This is a genomic window from Streptomyces hawaiiensis, from assembly GCF_004803895.1.
Classification (GTDB): Bacteria; Actinomycetota; Actinomycetes; order Streptomycetales; family Streptomycetaceae; genus Streptomyces; species Streptomyces hawaiiensis.
Genome location: NZ_CP021978.1, coordinates 8,537,408 through 8,563,712 on the forward strand (window position 1 = coordinate 8,537,408; position 26,305 = coordinate 8,563,712).

General features: G+C 70.8%; 23 protein-coding genes and 6 pseudogenes. 14 read left to right on the forward strand and 15 right to left on the reverse strand.

The window, feature by feature from the left end:
- Positions 1–133: 133 nt before the first annotated feature.
- Positions 134–214: pseudogene (locus CEB94_RS41425) on the forward strand (e9imm peptide); the annotation flags it as partial.
- Between the two features lie 36 nt (positions 215–250).
- Here the strand turns inward: CEB94_RS41425 and CEB94_RS38725 are convergent.
- Both CEB94_RS38725 and CEB94_RS38730 read right to left on the reverse strand, forming a co-directional pair.
- A pseudogene (locus tag CEB94_RS38725) lies at positions 251–595 on the reverse strand (IS5 family transposase); the annotation flags it as partial.
- Between the two features lie 278 nt (positions 596–873).
- The gene (locus tag CEB94_RS38730) at positions 874–1,395 is read right to left on the reverse strand and encodes a DUF4232 domain-containing protein (RefSeq protein WP_246112053.1); all 522 of its coding nucleotides are present in this window, start codon (positions 1,393–1,395) and stop codon (positions 874–876) included.
- A gap of 827 nt (positions 1,396–2,222) precedes the next feature.
- On the opposite strand from CEB94_RS38730, the gene CEB94_RS38735 reads away from it, so the two are divergent.
- The 3 genes and pseudogenes from CEB94_RS38735 to CEB94_RS41430 all read left to right on the forward strand — a co-directional run.
- On the forward strand, positions 2,223–2,969 hold the full coding sequence (locus CEB94_RS38735) for an SDR family oxidoreductase (protein ID WP_175436591.1): 747 nt from the start codon (positions 2,223–2,225) through the stop codon (positions 2,967–2,969).
- Between the two features lie 58 nt (positions 2,970–3,027).
- Positions 3,028–3,654, forward strand: a complete 627-nt coding sequence (locus CEB94_RS38740) for a TetR/AcrR family transcriptional regulator (protein WP_175436592.1) — start codon at positions 3,028–3,030, stop codon at positions 3,652–3,654.
- Positions 3,655–3,720: 66 nt separating this feature from the next.
- Positions 3,721–3,900: pseudogene (locus tag CEB94_RS41430) on the forward strand (PadR family transcriptional regulator); the annotation flags it as partial.
- Positions 3,901–3,991: 91 nt separating this feature from the next.
- Here CEB94_RS41430 and CEB94_RS38745 read toward each other — a convergent pair.
- Positions 3,992–4,738 carry a dienelactone hydrolase family protein gene (locus CEB94_RS38745; protein ID WP_175437352.1) on the reverse strand — a complete coding sequence of 249 codons (747 nt, stop codon included), beginning with the start codon at positions 4,736–4,738 and terminating at the stop codon, positions 3,992–3,994.
- A gap of 110 nt (positions 4,739–4,848) precedes the next feature.
- Here CEB94_RS38745 and CEB94_RS38750 point away from each other — a divergent pair, with 110 nt between their 5' ends.
- Both CEB94_RS38750 and CEB94_RS38755 read left to right on the forward strand, forming a co-directional pair.
- The gene (locus CEB94_RS38750) at positions 4,849–5,331 is read left to right on the forward strand and encodes a MarR family winged helix-turn-helix transcriptional regulator (protein WP_175436593.1); all 483 of its coding nucleotides are present in this window, start codon (positions 4,849–4,851) and stop codon (positions 5,329–5,331) included.
- A 65-nt stretch (positions 5,332–5,396) separates the two neighbouring features.
- A complete protein-coding gene (locus CEB94_RS38755; RefSeq protein WP_246112054.1) occupies positions 5,397–6,188 on the forward strand; it encodes a class I SAM-dependent methyltransferase in 792 nt (263 codons plus the stop codon).
- Positions 6,189–6,989: 801 nt separating this feature from the next.
- Here CEB94_RS38755 and CEB94_RS38760 read toward each other — a convergent pair.
- The gene (locus CEB94_RS38760) at positions 6,990–7,565 is read right to left on the reverse strand and encodes a dihydrofolate reductase family protein (RefSeq protein ID WP_175436594.1); all 576 of its coding nucleotides are present in this window, start codon (positions 7,563–7,565) and stop codon (positions 6,990–6,992) included.
- A gap of 228 nt (positions 7,566–7,793) precedes the next feature.
- Here CEB94_RS38760 and CEB94_RS38765 point away from each other — a divergent pair, with 228 nt between their 5' ends.
- Both CEB94_RS38765 and CEB94_RS38770 read left to right on the forward strand, forming a co-directional pair.
- A complete protein-coding gene (locus tag CEB94_RS38765; protein WP_175436595.1) occupies positions 7,794–8,894 on the forward strand; it encodes a barstar family protein in 1,101 nt (366 codons plus the stop codon).
- Between the two features lie 184 nt (positions 8,895–9,078).
- Complete coding sequence (locus CEB94_RS38770; RefSeq protein WP_175436596.1) at positions 9,079–9,840, forward strand: ZIP family metal transporter; 762 nt, start codon at positions 9,079–9,081, stop codon at positions 9,838–9,840.
- 23 nt (positions 9,841–9,863) lie between these two features.
- Here CEB94_RS38770 and CEB94_RS38775 read toward each other — a convergent pair whose 3' ends face one another.
- Positions 9,864–10,922: an NAD(P)-dependent oxidoreductase gene (locus tag CEB94_RS38775; RefSeq protein ID WP_246112056.1), complete on the reverse strand. Its 1,059-nt coding sequence runs from the start codon at positions 10,920–10,922 to the stop codon at positions 9,864–9,866.
- Between CEB94_RS38775 and CEB94_RS38780 the strand changes: the two genes are divergently transcribed.
- Positions 10,907–11,500 (forward strand): TetR/AcrR family transcriptional regulator, encoded by a 594-nt coding sequence (locus CEB94_RS38780; protein ID WP_175436598.1) that lies wholly within the window; start codon positions 10,907–10,909, stop codon positions 11,498–11,500. The two genes, CEB94_RS38775 and CEB94_RS38780, sit on opposite strands and share 16 nt — an antisense overlap.
- A 62-nt stretch (positions 11,501–11,562) precedes the next feature.
- Here the strand turns inward: CEB94_RS38780 and CEB94_RS38785 are convergent, their stop codons facing one another.
- The 3 genes and pseudogenes from CEB94_RS38785 to CEB94_RS42370 form a co-directional block, all read right to left on the reverse strand.
- Complete coding sequence (locus CEB94_RS38785; protein ID WP_175436599.1) at positions 11,563–12,096, reverse strand: GNAT family N-acetyltransferase; 534 nt, start codon at positions 12,094–12,096, stop codon at positions 11,563–11,565.
- A 105-nt stretch (positions 12,097–12,201) separates the two neighbouring features.
- The gene (locus CEB94_RS38790; RefSeq protein ID WP_175436600.1) at positions 12,202–12,489 is read right to left on the reverse strand and encodes a hypothetical protein; all 288 of its coding nucleotides are present in this window, start codon (positions 12,487–12,489) and stop codon (positions 12,202–12,204) included.
- A 172-nt stretch (positions 12,490–12,661) separates the two neighbouring features.
- Positions 12,662–12,943: pseudogene (locus CEB94_RS42370) on the reverse strand (DUF1275 family protein); the annotation flags it as partial.
- 413 nt (positions 12,944–13,356) lie between these two features.
- Here CEB94_RS42370 and CEB94_RS38800 point away from each other — a divergent pair.
- On the forward strand, positions 13,357–15,462 hold the full coding sequence (locus tag CEB94_RS38800; RefSeq protein ID WP_175436601.1) for a SpoIIE family protein phosphatase: 2,106 nt from the start codon (positions 13,357–13,359) through the stop codon (positions 15,460–15,462).
- 194 nt (positions 15,463–15,656) lie between these two features.
- A pseudogene (locus tag CEB94_RS38805) lies at positions 15,657–17,806 on the forward strand (SpoIIE family protein phosphatase).
- Between the two features lie 102 nt (positions 17,807–17,908).
- Here CEB94_RS38805 and CEB94_RS38810 read toward each other — a convergent pair.
- Positions 17,909–19,096: a beta-ketoacyl-[acyl-carrier-protein] synthase family protein gene (locus CEB94_RS38810; RefSeq protein WP_175436602.1), complete on the reverse strand. Its 1,188-nt coding sequence runs from the start codon at positions 19,094–19,096 to the stop codon at positions 17,909–17,911.
- Between the two features lie 690 nt (positions 19,097–19,786).
- Between CEB94_RS38810 and CEB94_RS38815 the strand changes: the two genes are divergently transcribed.
- Positions 19,787–19,957, forward strand: coding sequence for a hypothetical protein (locus CEB94_RS38815; RefSeq protein ID WP_175436603.1), 171 nt, complete (start codon positions 19,787–19,789; stop codon positions 19,955–19,957).
- Between the two features lie 108 nt (positions 19,958–20,065).
- Here the strand turns inward: CEB94_RS38815 and CEB94_RS38820 are convergent, their stop codons facing one another.
- On the reverse strand, positions 20,066–20,980 hold the full coding sequence (locus tag CEB94_RS38820; RefSeq protein ID WP_175436604.1) for an NAD-dependent protein deacetylase: 915 nt from the start codon (positions 20,978–20,980) through the stop codon (positions 20,066–20,068).
- 303 nt (positions 20,981–21,283) lie between these two features.
- On the opposite strand from CEB94_RS38820, the gene CEB94_RS38825 reads away from it, so the two are divergent.
- Both CEB94_RS38825 and CEB94_RS41445 read left to right on the forward strand, forming a co-directional pair.
- The gene (locus tag CEB94_RS38825; protein WP_031136747.1) at positions 21,284–21,562 is read left to right on the forward strand and encodes a GlsB/YeaQ/YmgE family stress response membrane protein; all 279 of its coding nucleotides are present in this window, start codon (positions 21,284–21,286) and stop codon (positions 21,560–21,562) included.
- A 324-nt stretch (positions 21,563–21,886) separates the two neighbouring features.
- Positions 21,887–22,075, forward strand: a pseudogene (locus CEB94_RS41445) (FAD-dependent oxidoreductase); the annotation flags it as partial.
- Here the strand turns inward: CEB94_RS41445 and CEB94_RS38830 are convergent.
- The 5 genes from CEB94_RS38830 to CEB94_RS38850 form a co-directional block, all read right to left on the reverse strand.
- Entirely contained in the window at positions 22,074–22,913 is an 840-nt protein-coding gene (locus CEB94_RS38830; RefSeq protein ID WP_175436605.1) for an endo alpha-1,4 polygalactosaminidase, read from the reverse strand. The pseudogene CEB94_RS41445 and the gene CEB94_RS38830 overlap by 2 nt on opposite strands.
- The gene (locus CEB94_RS38835; protein WP_175436606.1) at positions 22,910–23,572 is read right to left on the reverse strand and encodes a spherulation-specific family 4 protein; all 663 of its coding nucleotides are present in this window, start codon (positions 23,570–23,572) and stop codon (positions 22,910–22,912) included. The genes CEB94_RS38830 and CEB94_RS38835 overlap by 4 nt, the downstream gene beginning before the upstream one ends.
- Complete coding sequence (locus CEB94_RS38840) at positions 23,569–24,471, reverse strand: NAD-dependent epimerase/dehydratase family protein (RefSeq protein ID WP_175436607.1); 903 nt, start codon at positions 24,469–24,471, stop codon at positions 23,569–23,571. Before CEB94_RS38840 ends, CEB94_RS38835 begins: the two co-directional genes overlap by 4 nt.
- Positions 24,472–24,478: 7 nt before the next feature.
- Entirely contained in the window at positions 24,479–25,192 is a 714-nt protein-coding gene (locus CEB94_RS38845; protein WP_175436608.1) for a nucleotidyltransferase family protein, read from the reverse strand.
- A gap of 66 nt (positions 25,193–25,258) precedes the next feature.
- Positions 25,259–26,260, reverse strand: coding sequence for an SDR family NAD(P)-dependent oxidoreductase (locus CEB94_RS38850; RefSeq protein ID WP_175436609.1), 1,002 nt, complete (start codon positions 26,258–26,260; stop codon positions 25,259–25,261).
- Positions 26,261–26,305 lie beyond the last annotated feature (45 nt).

Genomic DNA, 26,305 nt, shown 5'->3' on the forward strand with positions numbered 1-26,305 from the left:
AGCCCTCCCCCACACCCGTGACCCACTCCTGAACAGAGATCAGGATGCGTCCTTGGGCACCCGCCACACAAGGCACCGGCCATCCAAGGCGGCCTGGTGCACAACTGACCAACTTCCGTGCACACACAACGAAGTCTTCTGGCCGCCTGAGCGGGAACTGTCGGCTGATGAGGTGGTCGATCAGGCCCTGGCGTATCGGCCAGTCGCTTCGTGAAGTCGGAACTCGGGCGGGCGTCGGCGGCGGTCCGGCCCGGGTACCGGCCGCGTGCTGATGGGCCCGCACGATGGTGGAGTCCACTGAGATGTCCCAGTCGATCTCGCCCGCGGCGTCGGCGGCGGCCTGGACCTGCTGCAGCAGACGCTCCCAGGTGCCGTCGGCCGACCACAGGCGGTGGCGTTCATAGACGGTCTTCCAGGGGCCGTACTTCTCGGGAAGATCCCGCCACTGCACGCCGGTCCGCACCCGGTGCAGAATCCCGTCGATCACCTGCCGATGATCCCGCCATCGGCCACAACGTCCATTGCTCACCGGCAGGAACGGCCGCAGCCGTTTCCACTCGGCATCTGTCAGATCGCCCCGCCTCCGTGCCCACAACAACGACCCAGGCACGGGGCGGTCACATGATCGCCCGGACAGCTCCCAGTGTCGGTATGCGCTCAGACTTGCCAGGCACACAAGATTCGGCACGAACCTTGCCGTTACGGCAAAACGGCCAGTGCGGTCCAGGACAGGCCGCGCCCCCGGCCGACGGTGTGACCCTCGGCCGGGGGCGACTGGCGCCGGTTCGTCACCAGGGCAGGGGGCACGGAGCCGCCCCGCCGAGCAGGGACGCTGCTGTCATCGGACTCGGCACGGGCGCCCGACGCGGGGCGTCAGCCCGAGAAGGGGACCGCGTCGGCGGGGTCGGTGTGCCAGTTGGTGGCGATGGGCCGGTCGACCGTGGCGGTCTCGGGCAGGGCGAGGGTGACGACGTTGGTCTCGTCGCCTGCGATGGAGAGGTGGAGGAAGTCGAACTGCCTGCCGTGGTCGTCGTTCGTGGTCTTGGGGTTGATGCCGGCGTAGGCGGCGGTGGAGCCGGACAGCGTGACCCGCTCGCTGACCGCATGCTCGGCCGGCGACACCTCGGTGTCGGCGGAGGAGCCGAAGGAGGCAGAGGGGAAGACGCCCTCCAGGTAGCAGGTGACGCCGGACTTGGCCTTGGCGGTGACGAGGAAGTAGCCGCCCGCCTGCGTCTTCAGGCTGACCTTGTACGTCAGGTCCTTGGTCACGCAGGCCCGCACGGTGCTGCTTCGGCTGTCCGCCGTGGCCGTGGCGGTCGCGGTGGCGGTGACGGCCACCGCGGCGACTGCGGCCAGGGCGAGGCGGGCGGAGGGGGCGGCAAAACGCGAACGCATCGAGATCTCCATGGTGCGAAGTGGGTGTGTCCAGCGGACTGCTTGGACGGCCTCAGCCTCTTCCGCGATGCGTCCCACCCGCCACAAACGGCGGTCTTTTTGGGACGTTGGAACGCTGAAACAGGCGCTGACCAGCACAGACGCCGACAGCCTGGAACGACGCGCCGGGATGCGGAAGGTGACCGGCGCCGAGCAGGCGAGACGTCAGACCCGCCGACGCCCGTTCGACAGAGCAGAGCGTGATGCCCACCGACATCCACACCCACCGGCGAGTACGAGCCCGCCTCCGCGTCGAGGGGCAATGGGCTCAACTCCTCCCGGGGCATGCCACCGCTCGCTGATCGCCCGGCGACCGGCCGAGCAGCACCGTGTCGCGATCGAGCACCTGCGCCCACGGTGAGCAACGAGTCGGCGAAGGCCCGGCTCGTCGCCACCGACTTCGAGTTCACGCGCGGGGACGGTCCGGAGATCCGCGGTCCCATCGCTGCCCTGCTCCGCTGCTCACCTGCCGCCCGGAGGCGGCCCGGGAGTGGACCGAGCGCACAGGGGAGTCATGGACGGGGGTCGCGACTCCCCGCTGACACTTCTGTCACCGGTTGGTAAGGGCCCGGCCCGATCACACCGCTCGATCCAGAGCACTCTGCCCGGTTGAGGACTGCCTTGGCCGCTGCGTCCCGTCGTGCCATGCGACCGAGGCGGAGGGGCTCGAGGCCGGCGGTGCGGGAAGCGGCACGGTGAAGGATCATGAGCTGAGATATGGACAGCACGTTCATATCTTGCTTATATGGACTCACCGTTCACTTCCATCAGTGCGGAGGAGAAGGACCATGACCAGCACACCCCGCACCACCCGCCGCGTCGCGCTCGTCACCGGCGGTTCCGGCGGCATCGGTAAAGCCGTCGTCGAGCGGCTCGCCGCGGACGGCTTCGCCCTCGCCGTGCACTACGCCGGCAACAAGGCCAAGGCCGAAGCGCTCGTCGAGGAGATCACCGCAGCCGGCGGCCAGGCCATCGCCGTCAGCGGTGACGTCGCCGACGAACACGAGATGGGCGCCGCCTTCGACGCCGTCGAGACGGCGTTCGGCGGGATCGACGTAGTGATCAACACCGCTGGGATCATGGTGCTCGCGCCGATCGCCGACCTGGACCTGGACGACCTGGACCGGATGCACCGCACGAACATCCGGGGCACCTTCGTCGTCGCCCAGCAGGCGGCCCGCCGAGTGCGCCGCGGCGGCGCGATCATCAACGTGTCCACATCGGTCACCCGCACCCAGTTGCCCGCCTACGGGGCGTACGTCGCCAGCAAGGCCGCCGTGCAGAGCATCGCGCTGATCCTCGCCCGCGAGCTGCGCGGCAAGGACATCACCGTCAACACCGTCGCGCCCGGCCCGGTCGCCACCCCGCTGTTCCTCGAGGGCAAGGACGAGGCCACCATCGCCCACTTCGCCCAGGCCACCCCGCTGGAGCGGCTGGGCGAACCACGCGATGTCGCCGAGTCGGTCGCCTTCCTCGCCGGCCCGGCCCGCTGGGTCAACGGACAGGTCCTCTACACCAACGGCGGACTGGCCTGACCTCAGGGCCGTCCGCCTCACACACTGATCCGACCTGGACACGCAAGGGAGAGACATCGTGACGAAGCAGGCCGAGGGCGCCGCCGAGCGCCCGGCCCGCGGGCGTGGGCGCCGCCCGGCCGACGAGGTCCGCGCGGACGTCTTCCGCGTGGTCGGAGAGGTGCTCCTGAAGGAGGGAATCGCCGACCTGACCTTCGAGCGGGTGGCCCGCCTGTCCGGTGTCAGCAAGACGACCCTGTACAAGTGGTGGCCCTCCAAGGGCGCCCTCGCCCTGGACGGCTACTTCCACGCCGTCGAGGAGGCCCTCGCCTTCGAGGACACCGGCGACATCCGAGCCGACCTCACCCGCCAGTTGCGTGCCTTCGCCCACATCATGACCGGCACGCCGGCCGGGCGGGTGGTCACCGAGCTGATCGGACAGTCCCAGACCGACGAGGACCTGGCCACCGCCTTCCGCTCCCTCTACTCCTCCGGACGCCGACGACTGGCCGGTGAGCGGCTGCTACGCGCCAAGGAGCAGGGACAGATCCGCGACGACGTCGACGTCCAGATCCTCGTCGACCAGCTCTGGGGCGCCGTCTACCACCGGATGCTGATCCCGGACGAGCCGGTGACCGACGACTTCGTCGTCGCCCTGGTCTCCAACCTGATCGACGGCATCACCCCACCGACCGCGGCGAGTTGAAACGCCTTGAGCCCTCCCGGGCGCCCTCACTCGGACACCGTGTCGCCATGACGGCCATGTCCCCGAAGCGTCGTACGCCTGCGGCTCGAACAGGTACGACGTGTACAGCCCGCGAGCTTCTTCCACGACGGGGCGCGCCCACTGCGCGCTGAGGACACCGACGACCCCTACCGTCGTGGCATGCTCACCATCGCCCGCGCCACCAGCCGGGCGGAACGGCCCTGGCTACGAGAGGCGCTGGGCTGACGACATCGACAGGCCCCGCGGTCTGCACCCTGGAGGCTCCGCCTTCCCGCGAGAGTGTGCCATCCAGAACAAGGCAGCATGATCCGTAGCCTCAGCTGCTGGACACGGTGCGGTCGAGGAGGGGGAGCAGGCGGTCCCAGTGGTGCTGCCGGGCCGACGCGTTGAAGGCGTCGGTGTCGGACATGGTGAAGCCGTGCACCGTGCCGGGATAGATCTCGGAGGTGTAGTCGACACCTGCGGCATCCAGTGCATGGTTGAGCTCGCCGAGGGCCTCGGGTGTCAGGTCGGTTTCAGCGTGGCCCAGGTGGACCTCGGCGGTGAGCCCGGACAGGAGGCGGTGCAGGCTCGCGGGCCCGTCTACCCCTACGGGGCTGTGGAACCCGGCGACGGCGGCCACCTGGCCGGGGTGGGCCGCGGCGGTGCGCATCGCCAGGAGGCCGCCTATGCAGTAGCCGGTCACCGCGACCTGTCCGGCGCCGACCTCGGGCTGGGCGGTGAGGAACCCGAGGTAGGCGTCGGCGTCACTCAGGACGCGTTCGGCGGTGTGCGCCTCGATCAAGGGCATCAACTGGGCGAAGATCGCGGGCCGGACCTCTTCTCCGATGTGCTCAGGAAGTTCGATCACCGGTGCCGGGCCGTGCCGGTAGAAGACGTTGGGGACGAGCACGTAGTACCCGTGCCCGGCGAGCTCGCGGGCCATCTCCCGCAGCACCGGCCGGATACCGAAGCCGTCCGGATACATCAGCACCCCAGGGTGCCGCTCGCCCCGGTCGGGGTAGGCGGCGAAGGCGTCGGCCCGGCCGTCCGCGGTGGGGATCTGCAGTGTCTTGGTGGGCAACATCTTCCCGTCTTGAGATTCACACCACTGGCGTTAGTGACACTAACGTTTCCGGCTCGGGTGAACGTACATCGTTAGTCGGACTAACACAACGGGATAGGGTCGGTGCCGTGATCAGAGCCGAAGCAGCGGACGTGCCCGACGACGGCGCGCTCAAGACGCCCGACAGGCTGCGTCGGAGGGTGAGCCGACTGCTGTCGCGGCTGACCATGCGGTCGGACCGGCTGATCACCGAGGGGCTGGCCCGTGACGACGCCCGCAAGTGGCACTACGCCGTGCTCGCCTCCTTGCAGGAGTACGGGCCGGCCAGCCAGGCGGAGCTGAGCAGGCGCTCCGGCATCTACCGCAGCGACATGGTCGGTGTGCTGAACGAACTGGCCGAGCGTGACCTCGTCGAGCGGGCGCCGGATCCCGCCGACCGGCGCCGCAACGTCGTTACGATCTCCCCCCGAGGCCGCCGCCACCTGCGCCGCCTGGACAAGGTCCTGGACGACCTCCAGGACCAACTCCTCGCACCACTGAGCCCGGCCGAACGCGACCAGTTCGTCCAGTTGCTCACTCGCTTGCTGGACCACCACGCCCGCGGCTCTTGAACCCCCGACCCGACGTTCCCCCGCCTGACGGCCCCCCCGCCCGACGCCCCCCGACCCGAGCCGGCGTGGCCCGTGTCACGATGTTCGCCATGTCTGGTCGTGCGCTGAGCTTCGGAGTGGTGGCGGAAGCATACGAACGGTTCCGGCCGGGGTACCCCGTGGAGCTGTTCGAGCTGGTGAGGGCGTACGCGGGCCGTCCGGTCCCGACTGCCCTCGAGATCGGAGCCGGGACGGGCAAGGCGACCCGGCTGTTCGCTGAACGGGGGATCGCTGTCACCGCGACCGAGCCTGACGGGTCCATGCTCGCCGAGCTGCGCAAGCACGTGCCGGCGAACGTCACAACGGTGCAAGCCGCGTTCGAGGACGTGCGGCCGGGTGAGCGGTACGGTCTGGTCTACGCGGCGGCAGCGCTGCACTGGACGAACCCGGCGGGCCGCTGGTCACGCATCGCCGCGCTGCTGGAGCCAGGTGGCGTGTTCGCCTCGTTCGGCGGGCCCTTCCGACTGGCCGACCCGGCCGTGGAGGAAGCCGTTCACGCGGCGAGAGCACCGTTCCTGGCCAGCGACGAGATTCCGTCCCCCGACGGGACGCCTCCGGATCATGAGATGCAGTGGCCGGGGAGCGAACTGCAACGGTCCGAGTGGTTCACCGACGTTCAACAGGCCGAGATCGAACGGCGTTTGACGATGAGCGCCCGCGACTACGTAGGCCAGCTCTCGACCATCTCGGCCTACCTCATCCTGCCGGCCTCGGAGCGAGAGCAGGCGTTCAGCCGGATCATGCGGGTTCTCCCGGACAAGGTCGAGATGGCCGCCCACATCACCGTCCATCTCGCGCGCCGGCACTCCGACGATTGATCACGACGCCGGCTCCATGTCGACGAGAACCTCCGGCCCTCTCGACGAGCCGTACCTCCACGAACACCACGGGGCGACCGACACCGGCTGATAGGCGGCGCAGATCGGGGTACCTGCGTCGGCATGACTTCGGAAAATGATCACGCTGAGTCCGTACGAGCCCTGCGGCAGCTGCGCCGGATGCGCACGTTCTACGCCGGGGGTGCCGTCTTGTGGGCTGTTTCGGCCGCGTCGGCGGGATGGGACGACCCCGGAAGCCGGCAGATGTGGGTATCGGTGGTGTTTGTCGTGGTCTTCGCTGCTCTGCTGGCCATGACGTCCCTGTGGTTGAGGCGTCAGCAGGCTGACCACTCGGCCGAGCCTGCGCACCATGCCGCTCCGCGCAGGACGGCTTGGAGTCGCCACGCCAGCGCCTAGTGCGGGAGGTCGGCCGTCAGGCAGTGGACCCAGCCGTCACGAGAGAGGTTTCGTGAAGCCTCGAAGCGGATGTGACCACTCCGCCGTTCGAGGACGGTTCAGCCCTTGCGCGTGTGAACGCCTGGCGTCGGTCGGGGTCGGAACCGCGACGCCTCCTCCACGCCGTCGCAGTCATGGGCAAGACCGTCGTGGCGCAGGCATCCTTCATCGGCATCTCGTAGTCGTCGCCGCCGGGCTGGCGCTGCTGGTGTTGTGGCCGTACATCCAGCCCCATGCGTGGACGGCTCCCCTCACCAGTCTCACCCCTGGCGAGCAGGCTCCCGTCTGGGTCGAGGCCACGAAGGGCAGTTCACCATCGGACCCGAAGCGGGCCGGCCGCACCACTCAGTGGAGAGTGGGGCGGTAGATGAGTTCTTGAATGTGACCGTCGAGCGTCCGGTTCTCGACCAGCTCCAGATCGAAGTCCGCCGCATCCTGGAAAATCGGGTCCAGCCCGGTCCGGCCGGTGATGACGGGGAAGAGCGTCACCTGCAAGCGGTCGACCAGTCCGGCGGCCATCAGTGCGCGGTTCAGCGACAGGCTGCCGTGGGAGCGCAACGGCACCCCGGACTCCTCTTTGAGCCGGGCGACGACGTCGACGGCGTCACCGCTCACGACGGTCGCGTTCGGCCAGTCGAGGGGGGCTTCCAGCGTCGTGGACACCACCGTGGTCGGCAGGTTCCGCATCCGCGTCACCCATGGGTCGCGCACGTCGGATTCCTCAGTGCTGGAAGCCAGCATCTGTGCGAAGGCCCGATAGGTGTTGGCCCCGAAGACCATCCGCTGCTCCTCGTTGTAAAGGGCGAGGCGGTGGTCGAGCAATTCGGGTCCTTGCTTACCCCAGTAGCCGGTCCAGTCGGCGCCGGCGGCCCCGTAGCCGTCGAGGCTGGAAAAGACGTCGAAGGTATAGGTGGCGGTCATGTGGTTCTCCTCGCGAGCGGTCGATCGTGGGAATTCAGACGGGCGGTCTTCTCCGGCCCGCGTGCGTTTCGGTGACCGTCGCATCCATAGACCCCGCGCGCTTCCGAAACTCATCGCCATGCCCACCACCCGAGGCCCCAACCGCTCGAACGGCGCAAGGCAGGCGAAGCGCCTGCGCGGCTCGTCCTCGCGCGAAAAAGAGCTTCGCGGTCTTCTCCTGATCAGGGCATGATGCCCACCGTGAATGGGGGCAGGGGGCAGAGCGGGCAAGGACGGTACGCCCTGACGGAGTCGGAGCACGGCCACGTCTGGGGTGTCTGTGCCGAGGTGGAGGGACTCTTCGGGGAGCCCGGGCGCGCGACCTACGAACTCTTCGGCTGGATGCCGGACGGTGCCGAGGTGCGCGGCTGGGTCGGATCCGGGGTGTGGCTGGTACCGGAAGACAGGACGATCGATCCCTGGCTGCTGGAGGACGCGGAAAGCCTCCGACAGCCACCGCGTACGGATGCTCTCGTGCTCACGGGCATGGACGACTACATGGGCCCGCCGGAGGGACACCGGGCTCCGGTCCGTGTGCACGACGGGTACCGGTGGCTGGGCTCGTGCCGGGAGTTCGGGCGGGTCCTGCCCGGCGAGCAAGCCGCCCCCTCGCTCGTCCTGCGGGGCCTCTCGGCGGGGGATCGGCTCCGGCAGGCACTGGCGACGGGAACTCGGCGCGCGCTGGAACTGGGCGAGGCCCGGCTGGAGATCCGGGACGACGGCGGCGAGCCGCTCACCGACCGGCTGCTGCGGCCCACCAGGATCCGCGCGTGGCGCCCGTCCTCCCACGGGGCGGATCTGATCGACCTGGAACTCGACGAAGAGCTCGAAAGGCCCGTCCCCGGACACGCCCGTCCCATCTGGAACCGCTGGCTCGCCGGCCCCCCGGAGACCCCCGGCCTCTGGGCCGGCCTGGATACCCGGCAGCGTGAGGCATGGCTCGAGCTCGTCCGCGAACGGGGCTGCCGGCTCAAGCACCAGGGCCGACCGGCCGGACAGCAGTACCAGCTGGATGGCCGGCACATCACCGACACGCCCAGCCTCTTCCTGGCACTCGGCGAGGCCGTCAACGGACCGGGGGGCTACTTCGGCGGCTGCGTGGACGCGCTCGCGGACTGTCTGCGCGGCAACTTCGGGTACACCGCCCCCGCGACCCTTCTCTGGCGGGACGTCGCGCCCGCCCGCGAGCATCTGTCCCACGTCCTGACACCGGAGGGCGAACCGTACGACCTGGTCGCCCTCGTCCTCGAGGTGCTGGCCGAGGGCCACATGCGCGTCACCTTCGCGTGAACTGTGCGTCTGCCGCGCCCGAGCAGCCAGTTCGTCCCGCCCCCGGCAGCGGCAGGCCTCCACCCGGCCACGCCGGTCGGCCAGTTGCCGTCCCCCTCCCGGCGGCCCGCCTGCCCGTTGAACAGTGCACAAGGTCACCGGCCCCACAAGTGCCGATCACGCCCGCGCGGGTACACGGCCCTGCATGTCCCAAGTGATTCAAGCAGGTGGTTGGGGGTTGCTGGCAGGCAGTGCGCTCCTGCTGGGAGCGGTGTTCGGCTTTGGGATGCGCGTGTCGCAGAAGGTCATCGCCCTGGTGATGGCCTTCGGTGCCGGCGTGCTTCTCTCGGCCGTCTCCTTCGAGCTGGTCGGCGAAGCCTACGAACAGGGTGGGTTGGGCCCGGCAGCGGTAGGGACACTGGCCGGGGCGGCGGCCTACACGCTGGGCAATCTGTGGCTGGCAGGCCGGGGCGCCCGCCATCGCAAGCGATCGGGCCATCACGCGGAGCAGACCCAGCCGTCCGAGGAGAAGAACAGCGGCTCGGGCCTGGCGCTGGCGCTGGGCGCGCTGCTGGACGGAGTGCCCGAGTCGGCGGTGATCGGCGTCAGCCTGCTCGACGGTGGGGCGGTCAGCCTCGTGACGGTCGCGGCGGTGTTCATCAGCAACATCCCGGAGGGCCTGTCCAGTTCGGCAGGGATGAAGAAGGCCGGGCGCGGTAAGGGCTACGTCTTCGGCGTGTGGGGCGCCATCGCGGTCGCGAGCACAGCCTCCGCGGTCCTCGGATACGCCGTCCTCGGGAGCTTCTCGCCCACCGTGATCGCGGGGGTGACGGCCGTGGCCGCCGGTGCGATCCTGGCCATGATCGCCGACACGATGATCCCCGAGGCGTTCCAGGAGGCTCACCTGGCGATCGGGCTGGTCACGGTCAGCGGCTTCCTGGTCTCCTTCGCGCTGTCCCACGCCTGACCTCACGTCGTCGAGGCCGTGCTTCAGCGGCGCGGTGCGTCGGCGGTCCGGGCCTCCAGGGCGCGCAGGACGGCCACCATGTCCTCGCCGCCATGGCCCCGTTGGACGGTGTCGTCGTAGAGGGCGTGGCACACGTCGAGGAGCGGGGACGCCAGGTCGGCCTTGCGGGCGGCCTCGGCGATCAGGCGGTTGTTCTTCAGGACGTCCGCGGCGGCCGCCTGGACCGAGAAGTCGCGCTCCAGGAGCTTGGGAGCCTTGATCCGGGAGACGGCACTGGCCATCGGACCGGCGTCCAGGACGTCCCGGAGGAGATGCTGGTCAAGGCCGTGCCCCTCGGCGAAGTGGAACGCCTCGGCAAGGCCCGTGACCACGGTGATCAGGAACAGGTTCACCGAGAACTTCAGCAGCAGCGCACCCGGGACGGCCCCGCACACGAACGTCTCCCGGCACACCGGAGCCAGCAGGGGCCGTACGGCCGCCACGGCGTCGTCGTCACCCGCCAGCATCCCCACCAGTTCGCCTCGCTCGGCGGGGACGCGGCTGCCGGAGACCGGAGCCTCGACGTAACGCCCGCCCGCCGCCCGGATGTGCTCCTGGAGGCTGCGGGAGTACTCGGCCGAGGTCGTGCCCATATGGACGACGGTGTGGCCGGTGACGCGCCGGGCGAAGTCCGGGGTGCCGCGTCCCAGCGCCGCGTCCACGGCCGTCTCGTCGGCCAGCATGAGGAACACGGTGGCCGCCCGGCCGAAGACCTCGGCGAGGCTCGCCACGACCTCGGCGCCGGCGGCGTGCAGCGGTTCGCATCGCTCCGGGGTGCGGTTCCAGACCACGAGTCGTGTCCCGGTGCGAGCGAGGTTCAGTGCCATGGGCTGCCCCATGACTCCCAGACCGATGAAACCGACGTCCATGACGCACCGCCTCCTCCGGCTCGTGCGAAGGCCGAGCCGCCACCGCCACCCTCGACTATGACAGCGGTCATAGTAGTCGTGGTTATGACGGCGGTCATAGAGTGGAGTCCGAGAAGGATGCGCGAGTAGGTTCGCGAGCGAGTTGATGGAGGTCGACGATGGCGAAGGCCGCACGGGGACCGCGCGAGCGGATGGTCTTCAGCGCAGCCCAGCTCATCCGACGCGACGGAGTCGCCTCCACCGGCATGCGTGAGGTCGCCGTCGACGCGGCGGCGCCACGCGGTTCGCTCCAGCACTACTTCCCCGGCGGCAAGACGCAGTTGGTCGACGAGGCAGTGGGCTGGGCGGGGGGATACGCGGCAGGCCGGGTCGCCCGATTCCTGGCCGCGCTGCCCGAGCCGACGCCGAGCGGGCTGTTCGCCGCGATGGTGCGTCAGTGGACCGACGAGTACGAGGCCGACGGCTTCGCGGGCGGCTGCCCGGTGGCGGCCGCCATGGTGGACTGCGCGGAGTCGGTCCCCTCCACGAGGGAAGCCGCATCCGCGGCATTCGCCACCTGGACCGGAGCGGTCGCCCAAGCACTCACAGAGATGGGTGTGGCCACGGAGCGGGCAGGCGCACTCGCCACGCTCATGATCAGCAGCCTGGAGGGCGCGATCCTTCTCGCCCGGGCCGAGCGGGACGTCCGGGCCCTGACGACCGTGGCCCGGGAACTGGGACCTGTCCTCGACGCGGCCGTGAGCAAGAAGTAGGGCTGATCGGCCGGGCAGCCCGCCCGGCCGCGATCGCCGGCCCGCACGAGGCCGCGCGGGTGCTATTCCTGGTACTGCGTGAGGTCGATGCCGTACACCGCGAGGTCGTAGCCGTGGGCCGGGTGCTGTGCGGTGCCTTCCGTCTGCATGCCGAGTTTGTCGAGTACGTTCACGGAGGCTCCGTCGTTCGTGCGGCATACGGCGACCACCCGGTCGAGGCCGCGGTCCTGCACGGCGAACTCCAGGGTGGCGTGCGCTGCCTCCGAGGCGTATCCCTGCCCCCAGAACACCCGCCCGAGCCGCCAGCTGATCGCCACCTGGCCGGCGATCTCGGCCGGAGCGTCGGCCACGGACAGGCCTACGGCGCCCACCAGCTCACCGGAGCCCAGGAGCTCGACGGCGAACATGCCGAACCCTTCCTCGTCCCACTCCTCCTCCCACGTCTCGATGTCCTGGGCGGTCTCTTCCAGGGAGCGCGGCGTGCCGTCGCCGATGCGTTCCATCACCACCGGATCGGCATGGATCTCGGACAGGGGGACGGCGTCGTCGTCGAGCCATCGGCGCAGGACAAGGCGGGGTGTGCGGATCTCGGTCATGATCCCATCTTTGCCGAGGCGGCGGTGGGAGCGCGAACCGCGGTTCACGAACCGGGTTGCTGCGTGTGCCGACCAGGTCCCGGTACACGGTCGCTCCGTCCAGGCTCACGGGCGGCCCAGGACCGGTTCCGTCTCGCCTGGCGGTGCGATCATGCCCACCACCGCCAGGAGCAGCACCGCAGCCGCGATGACGAGCAGCGCTCGCCCCGTGCCCAGCGGTACCAGCAGCAGCGTGCCCAGCACACCGCCGCCGAAGATCCCGCCCACGGTGGCCGTCCACCTGGTCCGGGCCAGCCGCTGCTTCGCCGTCATCCCGCGCAGCGCTGCCCGGGAGCCTTTCAGCACGTCGTTGATGAGCTCGGCGATGGCCGTCTGACTCAGCAGCGTCGGCATGCCCGGTACATGAACGCGCAGGGCGGGGAGGCACGCACTCCCATGGCCAGCGCGACGAGTGCGACGACCCCGCGGTCGTCCTGGGCGGGGACGGCCCGGTGCCGTGTTTGACCAGGGCCAGCACACCGGCGCACACCAGCAGTACGGCCTCGCAGACGAGCCCGATCGGGAACCACGGCCGTCCGCGCTCCCCGAGCCACTTCAGGACGACGCCCGCGACGGCCGCTCCGGCCATGAACGCGGCGATCGCGGTGGCGGGCCGCGCCACCGGAACATCGCCCTCCCCTGCGAGCGCGAACGACAAGAAGAGCACATTGCCGGTCGCCAGCGCGCAGAACACCTTCCCCATGGTCAGAAAACTCACGGCGTCGACGGCACCCGCCGGCACGGTCAGCGCGGTCATGACGGCCACCCGCCGGGCATCGGTCGCGAGGACCGGGGACGCATCGGACATGCGGCCAGTGTGAGCAGCACCAGACGGCCCGCCACCGGACCGCGGCGCGGGACACGCGGCCACCGGATACGGGCGGGCTACTACGGCCGACGCCGGGGCGGGTGCTCAGCCGCGCGGGCCGGCCGACGGCCTCGACGTCGACGGGGCTGTGCCTGCCGCTGGAGTTCGCCGCACGCGGGCACGGTGCCGGACGCCGCGCCGGCCGGATCGGAACGGGAGAGATCACTCCTCGCGGGCCTTGACCTCCTCGGTCGGAGCCGGGACGTGTGGAAGGGTGGAAGGGTAAGGACCGACTCAGCGAACCGGGCACGGCGTGGATCTTCGTGCTGGTCGGCCGGGCCGTGAGGTGCGACTGCACGCGGCGCTCTCCCGGCGGGTCCCGGTGAGGTCGACAGGCCTAAGGGGCGAATGTGATGAGCCGAGCGAATCAGCCTCCGGAGCAGGCGGGTGATCCGGAGGAGGCGGCCTCCGGCCCGAGCGGGCTGATGGACCTGTTGGGCGTCGCCGCGGTGCTGGTGGAGGCCGACGGCCGGATCGACATGTGGAGCCCCCAGGCCGAGGAACTGTTCGGCTACACCGGTGACGAAGCGGTCGGGCAGTACGCGGCCACCCTGCTTCTGCATCCCGAACACCGGGAGGCGGGGATGGCACTGTTCGCCGAGGTGATGGAGACCGGCCGAGGCTGGGCCGGATCGTTCCCCGTCCGGCTCAAGGACGGAAGCACCCGGACGGTTGAGTTCCGCAACGTGCGGCTGACGGACAACATCGGCGACCACTACGCGCTGGGGCTGGCCACCGACAGGGCCACGGTGCGGCAGGTGGAGCGCAACGTGGCCCTGTCCAGCCAACTGGTCACCCAGGCGCCGATCGGCCTGTCCGTCCTGGACACCGAGTTGCGGTACGTGGCCGTCAACGGGGCCCTCGCCTCGATGCACGGCGTTCCCGAAGCCGACCACGTGGGCCGCCACTTCCGGGAGATCCTGCCCGGCGTGCCCTTCACGACCGCGGAGAACCAGATGCGGGAGGTCCTGCGGACCGGCCTGCCCATGGTGGACGAGCAGGTCGTGGGCCGTACCCGCGCCGACCCGGACCACGACCACGCCTGGGCCGTGTCCCTCTACCGGCTGGAGGACCACAGCGGGCACGTGCTGGGGATCGCCAACGTGGTGGTGGACGTCACCGACCGGTACGAAGCGGCCAGGCAGGCCGACCGGGCCCAGCAGCGCCTGCGCCTGATGGCCGACGGCTCGTCCCGCATCGGGACCACCCTGGAGGTGGAGCGGACCGCCCAGGAGCTGGCGGACGTCCTGGTGCCCGACCTGGCCGACATGGCCGCGGTGGACATCCTGGACTCCGTCCTGCGGACAGGCCGCCCGGACAGTGGTGAGGGTCCGGCCCTGTTCCGCGCCCTGGCGGTGAAGACCGCCTACCCCACCGGTGCCTCCGAGGCGATCATCGCGCCCGGCCACCTCACCACCTACCACGCCGACCATCCGGCAGCCCACTGCCTCCGCACCCGCAAGCCCCTGCTGATCACCCACCTCGACAGCGGCGAGCTCAGCCGTATCGCAGCCGACGCCGCCGCCGCCGGCCTGCTCGCCCAAGCCGGTGTCCACACCGACATGGCCGTCCCTCTCATCGCCCGCGGACAGATCATCGGCGTGATGGGCCTGGCCCGCGCCCGCAACCCACAGCCCTTCGACGAGGACGATCTCACCCTCGCCTGCGAACTGGCCTCGTCCGCCGCGCTGAGCATCGACAACGCCGTCCTGCACCAGCACATTCGCAGCGCCGCCGAAACCCTGCAGCGCAGCCTGCTGCCCCAGCCCTCGCCCCGCCGGCCCGGCCTGGAGATCGCCGCCCGGTACCGGCCCGCGCAGGCCTTCAGCGAGGTCGGCGGCGACTGGTACGACGTCATCCCCCTCAGCGGCGACCGAACCGCCCTGGCGGTGGGCGACGTCATGGGCAGCGGCATCCCGGCTGCCACCACCATGGGCCGGCTGCGCACCGCCACCTCCACCCTCGCCGACCTCGACCTCGCCCCGAGCCGGATCCTCACCCACCTCGACAAGATCACACAGGGGCTGGACCCCTACATCGCCACCTGCGTGTACGCGGTCTACGACCCGCACCACTCCCAACTGCACGTCGCCTGCGCCGGCCACCTGCCCCCGGTCCTGGTACGGGCCGGCAGGCCTCCCGAACTGCTCGACCTGCCCACCGGCACCCCGCTGGGAGTCGGCAGCGGCCCCTTCGAAACCTCCGCCCTCGCCATGAACCCCGGCGATCAGCTCGTCCTGTACACCGACGGCCTGGTGGAGACCCGCGACGACCCCATCGACAAACGCCTGGACGCTCTCCTGCACCTGCTCTCCCCGCCGTGCCGCTCCGCGGAGGAGACCTGCGACCGCCTGCTCCGGCAACTCCGCAGTCCCGCCGACCACGACGACGTAGCGCTGCTCATCGCGCATGCGCGGCCTGTGGGCACCGCACAAGGGCCAGAACGCCTCCACAGCTGACCTTCTTCGTGCGGCAGCGGCAACCAGCGGGGCAGGCGTTTCCTTCCTGTCCGCACGCACCGCGAGATTCGCTGGTGTGTGCGAAGCCGCCCCCGGTGTTATTCAATGAGGTGTGCGGTCAGGGAGCTCGGGGCCTCACCGCACGGGTCCGCACACGGCCCCGGTGCCGCGCCGGGGATTGCTGAGAGAGCCGCATGGACTCCACACCCTCGCCCTCGTCCTCCTCGGCGTTCGACCTGGTCAGCCGCGCCCTTGGGCGCTACATCCCGCAAGGGGAAGCGGCAGCGGTCGACGCGCAGGGTGACCGTGCCTCGCGCCAGCAGGTCCCCGACAAGCCGGGGGCAGGCCGTCAGGAGCAGATCCTCGGCGCGGTCAACCTGGACCGGGATCTGGTCATCACCCGCTGCAATCTGGGAGCCCCCGTGTTCGCGGGTCTGGACGCCGGGGCCGGGAGGCCGTTCGTCGATTTCCTGCCCCCGGGGACGTACCGACGGTCACGCGGCGGTTGCGGCAGGTCATGGAGAGCGGTGAGGCGCATGTGGCCCGCATCCAGCGCCTGCGGCGTGGCGACGGGTCGGAGCTGGTGGTCTCGATGAGCATCCTGCCCTCCGCGGCGCCGGAGGGGGGCCTGACGGTCTCGGTGATCGCCATGGCCAGAAGGCTGCACCTCTACGCCGCCGAGACCGCGATCGGCACCTCGCTGGACATCGGCGAGACCGCGCAGTCGCTGGCAGAGTCCCTGCTGGCCTGGGGAGACGTGGCCGCCGTAGACCTCGACTTCGCCGTGTGGACGGGTGAGGGGGTCTCCGCAGGGGCGCAGGGGCGCATCCGGCTACGGCGGGCGGCCCTGGTGCCGGACCGGGTGTGGCCCGAGGGCTACACGACTCCGGGCGACGATCTTCCCGGTGACGCGAGTCGCCTGCTGGCCCAGGCGGTGCTGCGGCACGATGCTCCGCAGACCATCGTCATACCCGGCGGGGAGGCGGTCGAGCGGGTCTTCGGCAGTCCACGAGTGGCGCGTGCCCTGGTGCCGGGTGACCGGTCGGCAGGTGTGGCGTGCATACCACTGATCCTGGACAGTGCGCCGCCGGTCGTCCTGGGCGTGGCGGAGGTCTGGCGGCGGGCGGACTGCCCCTTCCGCGACAGCGAGCTGTTCGACTTGCAGGAACTGGTCGCCAGAACCGCCCACCACGTCGACCTGGCCCGTCAGCACCAGCGCGAGCACACGCAGGTGCTGGCGTTGCAGCGCCGGCTCCTGCCCCGGGCCGGCGGCGACACCATCGAGATCGCCAACGTCTGCCGACCCGCCACCCCCGACAGTGCGGGCGTCGGCGGCGACTGGGTGAACAGTTTCCCGCTGCCCGACGGCCGTACCGCGCTGGTGGTCGGTGACGTCGTCGGGCACGGTCTGGGAGCGGCGGCGACCATGGGCCAGCTGAGTATGGAGGCCCGCGCGCTGCTGTCCGCGGGGCTCGCACCCGACCAGGTACTGGAGCACCTGGACGAGACCGTGACGCTGCTGGACGACGCGGAGTCCGGGCTGGCGGCCGGCTACAGCGCTCTCGGGTCGACCTGCTGCATCGCCCTCTACGACCCGGTCAGCCACCACGTGACGCTGTCCAGCGCCGGCCACCTCCCCCCGATCCTGGTCTCCCCGGACGGGCACGCGGGCCCGCTCGCGATCCGCCCTCACCCCGGCCTGGGTGCCGAGTTCGCGCTGCGAGAGCCGTTCGACGTGTACACCTTCGCCGTGCCCCCGGGCTCCGTGCTCGCCCTCTACACCGACGGCCTGGTGGAGGACCCCGCCCTGTCGATCGACGAGGGCATGGACAGGCTGGCGGACGCAGTGGCGACGGTGCATCCCTGGGACACTCTGCAGCAGGCCGTACGGCACATCGTCTCCGCACTGGCGCCCAGGACTCAGCGTGACGATGTGACCCTGCTGCTCGCGCGGATGATCGGCTACCGCAAGGGGGACACGGCGACCTGGCGGCTGCCCGCCCGCGACGACGCCCCGGCCCGTGCCCGAGCGCGGGTCGCCGCGCTGCTCGCGCAATGGCGTACCAGGGACGACACCCGGAACAACGCGCTGGTGCTGGTCAGCGAGCTGGTCACGAACGCGGTGCGCTACGCCACCGGTCCCATCACGGTGCGGCTGATCAGGGCAGGTGACGGCCTGCTGTGCGAGGTGGGCGACACCGGCAACGGCCGGCCACGGCTGAGGCGTGCCGGCCTGCTCGACGACGGCGGCCGTGGCCTGAGCATCGTGCACCGGCTCACCATCCGGTGGGGGGTGCGGTGGACGGACACCGGGAAGGTCGTCTGGGCGGAAGTGGCGAGATGACGCGGCGCGCGCCGGGGCCGCGGCCGGGCCAGGGGAGCGCCGCGGAGGTCGCGGGGTGCGCGACAGCCGCCGCCGACGGTGCGGACGGCGCCCTTCGGCGCACTACAGCCACTGCCCTTCCAAGGCGGTGGCCGTGAGACCCGGTGCCGCCGCGTACAGGACGGCGCGATCGCCGGGCTTCTGCTGCCCGGCGTCGTGCGCCCGCCGCAGGATGTCGAACACGGCGGCACCTCCGCGGTTGCCGCTGGTGTAGCTGTCCCGGCTGTGGTCCAGCAGCCCCGACGGCCAGGCGTCGGGCATCGTCTGCTCCATGTACTCCAGCACCTTGGTCCCCCCGGGGTGCGCGAGCAGCACATCAGGGTGCCAGGAGTCGGGGTCGTCCTGGTAGCGGGAGCGCAGCCACTCCCACATCGCGGTGACCGTCTCCTGCACGGCGCGCGGCCCGCGCCGGTCCATCACGAAGTGCGTGCCGTCCGCCCGCGTCTCCAGACGGTGCAGGTCCTGAGTGCCGGGCAGGGTGTGATGCCAGGCGGAGTCCAGCCGCAGCAACGACTCGGGCCTCGGGCGGCCCGTGACCACCGCGGCGACGGCGGTGTCGGCGAACAGCAACCGGACGATCAGGGACTCGAGGGTGTCGTCCGCGGGCTGGTACGTCGTGCTCAGTGCCTCCGAGATCACGACCAGGACCACCCGGTCGGGGTCGGCGGCCACGAGATCGGCTGCCAGCGCCAGGGAGCGGGTCCCCGCGATACAGGCCCACTGCGTGGCCGGCAGCAGCATCACGTCGCTGCGGAGCGGCAGCCGGTTGGCCAGGGCCATGTCCAGACCCGGCAGCGCCGGAGTGGTGGAGTGACTGGTGATCAGACAGTCGACGTCCGCGGCGTCCAGCCCGGCTGTCTGCAGGGCCCCGCGCGCCGCGCGCTCCCCGTAGGACTGCACGGCCTCCCAGGCCGGCGCGGTGCGCTCCTGGACCGTCTGCGGCGCGGGTATGGTCTCGAGGGCGGCGATCACGCGGTCCACGTCCTGCTGGGTGAACCCGCCCCGCGTCAGGGCCTCTTGGGCCGGCGCGATGCCGACAGCCCGCAGGCCGCTGCCCTCGCCGGGTGCGACGGCGGTCTCCAGTGGCAGCATCCAGCCGCGGGTCTCGATGCCCGTACTGGCCGCGATGCCGTCGATCCGCGGCGCCCACGTCGCGTGTGGGTGCCGATCGCCCACCTCCGCCACGATCTCGCTGGTCTTCACGGCATGCTCGCCGTGTATCACGGCAGGAGGGCAGAGGTAAGCGGCCATAGTGGGGCACCTTTCGGGGGAGAACAGGGAGAATGTGATCCGGCGTCCGTTTCGAGCATGGATGCCAAATGGACATTTCCGCTGTGATGCAGACAACTTAGGCGCACCCCGGTTGCTGTGACACGGCTCACGTTCGAACAGGTTTAGCTTGCAGCGGAAGTGGCCGACAAGAGGGGGCTGTTCGACCAGGCGGTAGCGCGGCATCCGCGCCTTGTCCTTGACTGTGGCGGCCAGAACCTCGTCGGCATGATTCAGGTGGCTGAGGCCATCTGGACGATGCCGGTCCTTCTTCGCGCTCATCAGGCAGCCGCCGGCCGACCGGAACGCCTGCTCGGCAAGCTGACGCGACCTCATGTCGCGCCACGCGGCCTCGTACCCGGTGACCAGCCATGCGTTCTCGGCGAAGCGGGCGGCGTCACCGCCGAGAGGCGGATGTGCGCAACCCTGGACGCCGAGGAGCGCAGAGCGGCCTGGTCCGGGGGTGCCTCGGCCGAGGCTGCCCTGCGACGGGCGCGAGAGGAGGGGGCGTTCCGGGTGGGGCCGACACGCATCCGAACGGGGGGTTCCCGCACTCCGACAACGTAGGAAGCCGTCCCACGCAGGGCGGCAGGAGCGGGCCGCGCCGGACGCTCCATGGAGACGACGCGGGAGCACCTCCACCCGCAGTTCCGACACTGGGCACGGAGCTGTGTGAGCGATGGCCTCTTCCCACTGCTCACTCCGCCGGACCGGCTGCTCGTCCACCTCGGGCGCGCGGACCGCTACCAGGACCTCATGACCGTGGCTCGGCACGCCGAGGAGGACGCGGCGCGCGGCCACATCGCCGACAAGGGCGGCGTCCACTGCCGGCAGGCCCCGTGACCGGAATCGCCTGGGACATCTCCGCACCCGCGATGCTCGTCGTCCGAGGACTTTGCCAAGCCGCTCCCCGGCGGCTCGAAGAAACTCTGGTGCTGCGGGTGGCTCCGGTCAGGCCGGCCGCGGCTCTCCGCCGCCGACGCGGTCGACGGGAATGCCCAGCTGATGCGCGAGTGTGCTGAGGGCTGTGCCCAGCGGGAGAGACACCCTCGTGACGGCGTGCTGGTCGCCCCGGGTCTGATCCCGGTTGACGATCAGCACCGGCTTCCCGGCCTGGGCCGCCTGGCGGACGAAGCGGAGCCCGGACATCACCGTCAAGGAGGAGCCCAGGACCAGCAGCGAGGTCGCCCCGCAAACCAACTCGCGGCACTGCTCGACCCGTTGCGGCGGAACTGATTCGCCGAAGAACACGACGTCCGGTTTGAGGGTGCCGCCGCAGACCGTGCAGGGCACCACGCGGAAGCCCCCGACCTGGTCGTCCGTGAGGTCGGCGTCACCGTCCGGGTTGATTCCGGCAGCCACGGGATCGAACCCCGGATTGGCCTCCTCCAGCCGCAGGGCGAGTTCATGGCGCGGGCTGAAGGTGCCGCAGGACAGGCAGACGACCCGGGCCAGGGTGCCGTGGAGTTCCACGACGTCCTCGCTGCCGGCGGCCTGGTGCAAGCCGTCCACGTTCTGGGTGATGACACCCGAGAGCAGTCCGTGCCGTCCGAAGGCGGCCACGGCCCGGTGCCCGGCGTTGGGACGGGCTTGCCCGAAGCTGCGCCAGCCGAGATGGCTGCGGGCCCAGTACCGGCGCCGGGCCTGGGCGCCGGCGGTGAAGTCCTGGTAGGTCATCGGAGTGTGCCGGCTCAGGCTCCCGCCCTCGCCCCGGTAGTCGGGGATACCCGACTCCGTGGAGATACCCGCTCCGCTGAGCACCAGCACTCCGCCGGCGCCCAGCGCCTCGGCGACCGGCGCCAGATCCGTGGTCGCCGGTGGCAGGTCCTCGGAAGGCCTCCAGCTCAGGGTGGGGCGCATGCGCATGCCGTCAGGGTACGCAACAGCGGCATGTCGTGAGCGGTGCGTTGCGTCAGGCGGCATGGTCGTTGCCCTGAGCGTCGGCTCTGACCTGCGTAAACGGCTGGTGCGTGCAACGAAGTCGTGCTGTCCCCGGGCTCTTCCTTCGAGGCGCTCACCAGCCCTGCGGTGAGCGCGAGTTGGACTCCCTGCCGGACAGCGATACCGAGCCCTCGCGGAAGCCGATATCAGGACGAGACGTTTGGTCGGGCGGGATCGGCGCACCCGATGAGCTAACACAATCCTTATACGACGAAGCGGAGACGCACCATGGGCATCATTGCTTGGATCATCATCGGGCTCCTCGCCGGCGCGATCGCCAAGGCTCTGATGCCGGGCAAGGACCCCGGCGGCATCATCATCACCATGCTCATCGGCATCGCCGGCGGTCTGCTCGGCGGCTGGCTCGGCAAGGTCATCTTCGGCGTGGACTCCATCGACGGGTTCTTCCACCTCTCCACGTGGATCGCCGCGATCGTCGGTTCCTTGATCCTGCTCGCGCTCTACCGCGTCGTCACGGGCAACCGCCGCTCGCACCGCCACGCATGATCCGTTGAAGGCATAGGCCTCCGGACACACCTGAACGGCTCCCCCCCCTGTTCGCAGGGGAGGGAGCCGTCGGCGTGTGCGGGCGAGAGCGGCCGGGCGGTCCGTCGCTCACCTCACGTCCTGGGGCCCGCCGAGCCCTCGTCGGCCTGGTACGACCGGAGAAAGGTCCGCACTCCCTCGACGAGGAGCGACCGGACGCGGGTGTCCTCCGCGGCATTCGCGGAACCGAGCCGGCGCGATGAACTGGTCGGCCGCGAGCCGGGCGTCGGGGACGTCGAGCAGCCCGGCCTCGCCGACGCGGGCTGGGAAGTCCCGCGCATGATCGCCGCCTATGAACACAGCACTCGTGCGTTCGTGACCCTGAACCAGGAGCAGATCGGCGAGGGTGACGCCACGCTCTTCCCCACCACCGCCCGGGCCCTGGAACAGCGCAACGACATGCTGCGCCGGCTCAGCACCCTGCCCCCCGCTGAGGGACGACCGGCCCACTCCGCCCTCACCCTGCCCGAGTTCAGCAAGGACTCCGCCACACCCCGAGTTCCGGTTCCTTCAGCATCGACGACAGCCTCAGCCGACGGGACTCGGCACAAAAACCGCTCCTCGGCTGCGTGTACTCCACGTGGAACACCGCCTTGCCCGCAGCGATGAACGGGGAGAGCTCGCCGCACTCGTCGTACTGGGCGCACTCCTCGTTGACCGCGAAGTCGAAGTGGCCCACGAGCTGGGGGATCTGGGGGAGGTCGTTCTTCAGCCCCACCGACAGCCCCCGCTCGTGGGCGATGGCCGCGATCATGCGGTTGTACCTGAGCTGGTGCCGGGCGGTGAGCGGGAAGCCGGTGTCGTTGCCGTAGCCCTCCACCAGATCGGGTTCCACCGCGTCGAAGCCCTTGTCGCGGCACATGTCGAAGCGGCGTTCCATGATCGGTCGCAGGACCGTCAGCCGCCGGATGTCCAGCCACCGCTCGCCCGCCCACCCGTTGGGCTCGCCGAGCACCGAGGACGGGAAATCGTCCCGGTCCGGCCGGAAGTCCTCCCACGCGCCCACGTTGACGTAGCAGATGACCTTCCTCCCCGCGCGGTGCAGCCGGGCCACGTCCGCCGCTAGGTTCTCGAAGCCGTCGATGTCGTAGACGGGCACGTCGGCCGACGTATCGACCCTGCCGTCCAGTTGCCACTGCCAGGCGAGCCCCGGACGGGGCTTCCACACAGGCCCGGGGGGCGAAGGAGTGGCGGAACTCCGCGACGGGGGAGAGGAGTTGCTGTCGACGGGTGGCCCGGCGCTGCCGGAGCAGCCCGTCGGTGCCGCGACCGCCAGCGCGATCAGCAGGGCCGTGCAGGCCCTCCTTCTCATCGCTCCGCCCCGGTGAGGGCGGGTGTCAACTGAGCCCAAGGATTGGGTGGTTCGCCCGTGACCGGGCCGCAGACCGCCGCTCCCCGGTCGTGCGCGGTGCGCACGGCCAGCGGAACGAGTGCCCCGGGCACGCCGTAGACGAGGTGGCACAGCCGCTCGGGAGGGTGTCGTGCGGTCCACGCCGGCCGGCTGAAGGCGGAGACGTATGTCGACCAGTGGCCCTCGAAGGTGACGGTCAGGTCCGCGAGCCGGGCGTATCCCGGCGCCGGATGGACCCCGGGGTTGAGGACGACCGTCCCCACACCCAGCCGGCGTACCGTCCGGACCAGTCGGCGGCAGGCCGGCAGCCCGTCCGCGGTCGCCGTCACCCGGTCCAGGAAGCAGCCGTCCGCCGCGTACCACTCGCGGTGCCGGCGCACGTCCTCGACGACGTCCGCGGGCTCGCGCACCCCGTAGTCGGTGTCGACGTAGCCCAGCAGACGCGCCCCCACGGCCCGCAGCGCCCCGGCCGCGGCGGTGAACGCCGGGTCGGGGACCTCACCCGGCCCGCTCGCCGGGTTGAGTACGACCCCGTAGGTACGCGGGGCCGCGGTGATCAGCCGGTGCCAGGCGCCCGGGTCCTCGGCCGGATGGACGTACAGCGGGATCAGCAGGTTCACGGCGTGCCGCCGCCTTCCCACAGCGCGGTGAGCGCGTCGTCGAGGGTGTGGACCGGACGCCAGTCCAGAGCCCGCTCGGCGGCGGTGATGTCGGAACACTGCCATGACACCTGCGCGGAGCGGGCCGATCCGGCCGTGCCCGCCGTGGTCTCCTCGATCCGGCCCCGGAATCCGGCCAGGCCGGCCAGACCCCGCACCAGGTCACGCACCGCGACGGCCCGGCCTCCGCCGACGTTGAGGACGGGCGGCAGCGGGCCCGGGGCCGAGGCCGCGAGCACCGCCGCCCGTGCCACGTCGCGTACGTCGACGAAGTCGCGGTGGGCGGACAGGTCGCCGAGCCGCAGCACGGCCTCCGGGCCGGGGCCGGCCTCGCGCAGCAGTGCGGCGATCCGGCCGGGCAGTCCGGAGGGCGGCGCCCCCGGCCCCACCGGATTGCCCACCCGCAGCACCACCGCGTCCAGGCCGGAGGCGGTCACCGCGACCGTGCCCGCGAGCTTGGTCGCACCGTAGGGGCCGACCGGGCGGGTGGCCGCCGACTCCGTCACCGGGGTGCCCGGCACGCCGGGGCCGTACTCGGCGGCCGAGCCCAGGTGCACCAGGCGGGCCGCGGGGGCCGACTCGCGCAGCGCCGCGCACAGCACCGCGGGGCCGCGGGTGTTGACCTCGGCGAGGGTGACGGCGTCGCCGCCGGTCGCGCCCGCGCAGTTGACCACGATGTCGGGCGCGGCGGACGCCATGGTCTTCGCCAGCTGCTCCGGGCTGACGCGGGCGAGATCGACGTCGAGGTGGGCGGCCGGTGACCGGCCGCCGCCGAGGACCAGCGCGCCCGGCAGGGCGCGCAGCCCCTCGACGACGTGGCCGCCGAGATAGCCGGTGAAGCCCAGGACGAGAATGCGCATGACGTGCTCAGGCTCCCTTGAGCAGAAGCGACTTACGGGTGGTGAACTCGGCGTTGGCACGGTCGTAGTCGTCCGGGCGGCCGATGTCCAGCCAGTACCCGTCGAACTCGTAGGCGTGCGGCTGGTTCTGCTTTTTCAGCAGATCGAGCACCAACTCGTCGAATCCGAGGGGCAGTCCGGGCGTGTAACCGTCGAGGGTGGCGCGGGACAGGCCGTAGACGCCCATGGAGACGCGGTAGTCGATGCTCGGCTTCTCGGTGAACGCGACGACTTTGCCGGAGCGGGTGGTCAGCACCCCGAAGTCGATGTGCACCTTGCGGGCGTACGCCGCGATGGTCAGCGGGGCCCCGGACCCGCGGTGCCGGCGCAGGACGTCGGCGTAGTCGAGGTCGGTGAGGACGTCGCCGTTCATCACCAGGAAGGTCTCGGGCAGCCGGTGGCGCAGGTTGAGCAGCGGGCCCATGGTGCCCAGGGGGCTGTCCTCGGTGGCGTAGTCGACGCTCAGGCCCCACTGGGTTCCGTCGCCGACGTAGGCGCGGATGATCTCGCCGAGGTGGCCGATGGCGATGGTGCAGCTGGTGAAGCCGGCCGCGGACAGCTGGCGCAGCACGATCTCCAGGATGGCGTGCTGGTCGCCGATGGGCACGAGCGGCTTGGGCAGTGCGGTGGTGTACGGCCGCAGCCGGACGCCCTTGCCTCCCGCCAGGATCACTGCGTGCATGGGGCTCCTCCTTCGTGAACGCTTCGTGGACGTGCGCAGACGGGACGGACGAGGTCCGCGGTGGAGTCAGATGTTGTAGATGCCGGTCTTGTAGCGGGCGAGGTTGGCCGGGTCGCGGAAGAACTCCACGGTGGACGCCAGGCCTTCCTCCAGGGTGTGCGCGGGCTGCCAGCCGGTGGCCGCGCCGAGCCGGCTCGCGTCCGCGACCAGCCGCATCACCTCGGAGTTGGCGGGGCGGATGCGGGCGGTGTCCTCGCGGACGTCGAGGGCGGTGTCCATCACCTTGCCGATCAGCGCGACCAGGTCACCGACCGAGATCTCGCCACCGGTCCCGGCGTTGAAGGTACGGCCCACGACCTGCTCGGCGGGCGCGCTGCCGACGGCGAGGAAGGCCTGCGCGGTGTCCTTGACGAAGGTGAAGTCCCGGGTGGGGCGCAGGTCGCCGAGGGTGATCGTGCGCTCTCCGGCCGCGACCTGCCCGATGACGGTGGGGATGACCGCGCGCATCGACTGGCGCGGCCCGAAGGTGTTGAAGGGCCGCAGCGTGACGATCGGGGTGGCGAAACTGGCGTGGTAGCTGTCGGCCAGCCGGTCCCCGCCCGCCTTCGAAGCGGCGTACGGCGACTGGGTGTTGATGGGGTGGTCCTCCGCGATGGGCACGGTCTGCGCGGTTCCGTAGGTCTCGCTGGTGGAGGTGTGCACCAGCCGGGGCGTGCCCAGGGCGCGCACGGCTTCCAGCACGTTGAGGGTGCCGGTGACGTTGGTGTCCACGTAGCTGTGCGGGGCCTGGTAGGAGTACGGGATCGCGATCAGGGCGGCCAGGTGGTAGGCGGTGTCGACACCCTCGAGGAGACCGCGGACGGAGCCCGGGTCCCGGACGTCGCCGAGGACGATCTCCACCTGGTCCAGGACGTCCGGGTGCAGGGTCTCCAGCCAGCCGTAGGAGGAGAAGGAGTTGTACTGGGCCATGGCCCTGACCCGGTGTCCGGAGGCGACCAGCGCCTCGGTGAGATGCGAGCCGATGAAGCCCTCGGCTCCGGTGACGGCGGCGAGCGGTGCGGAGGTCAACTGCGGTGTCCCTTCGGATGGGTGGGAGGTGAGCGGCGAGTGGAG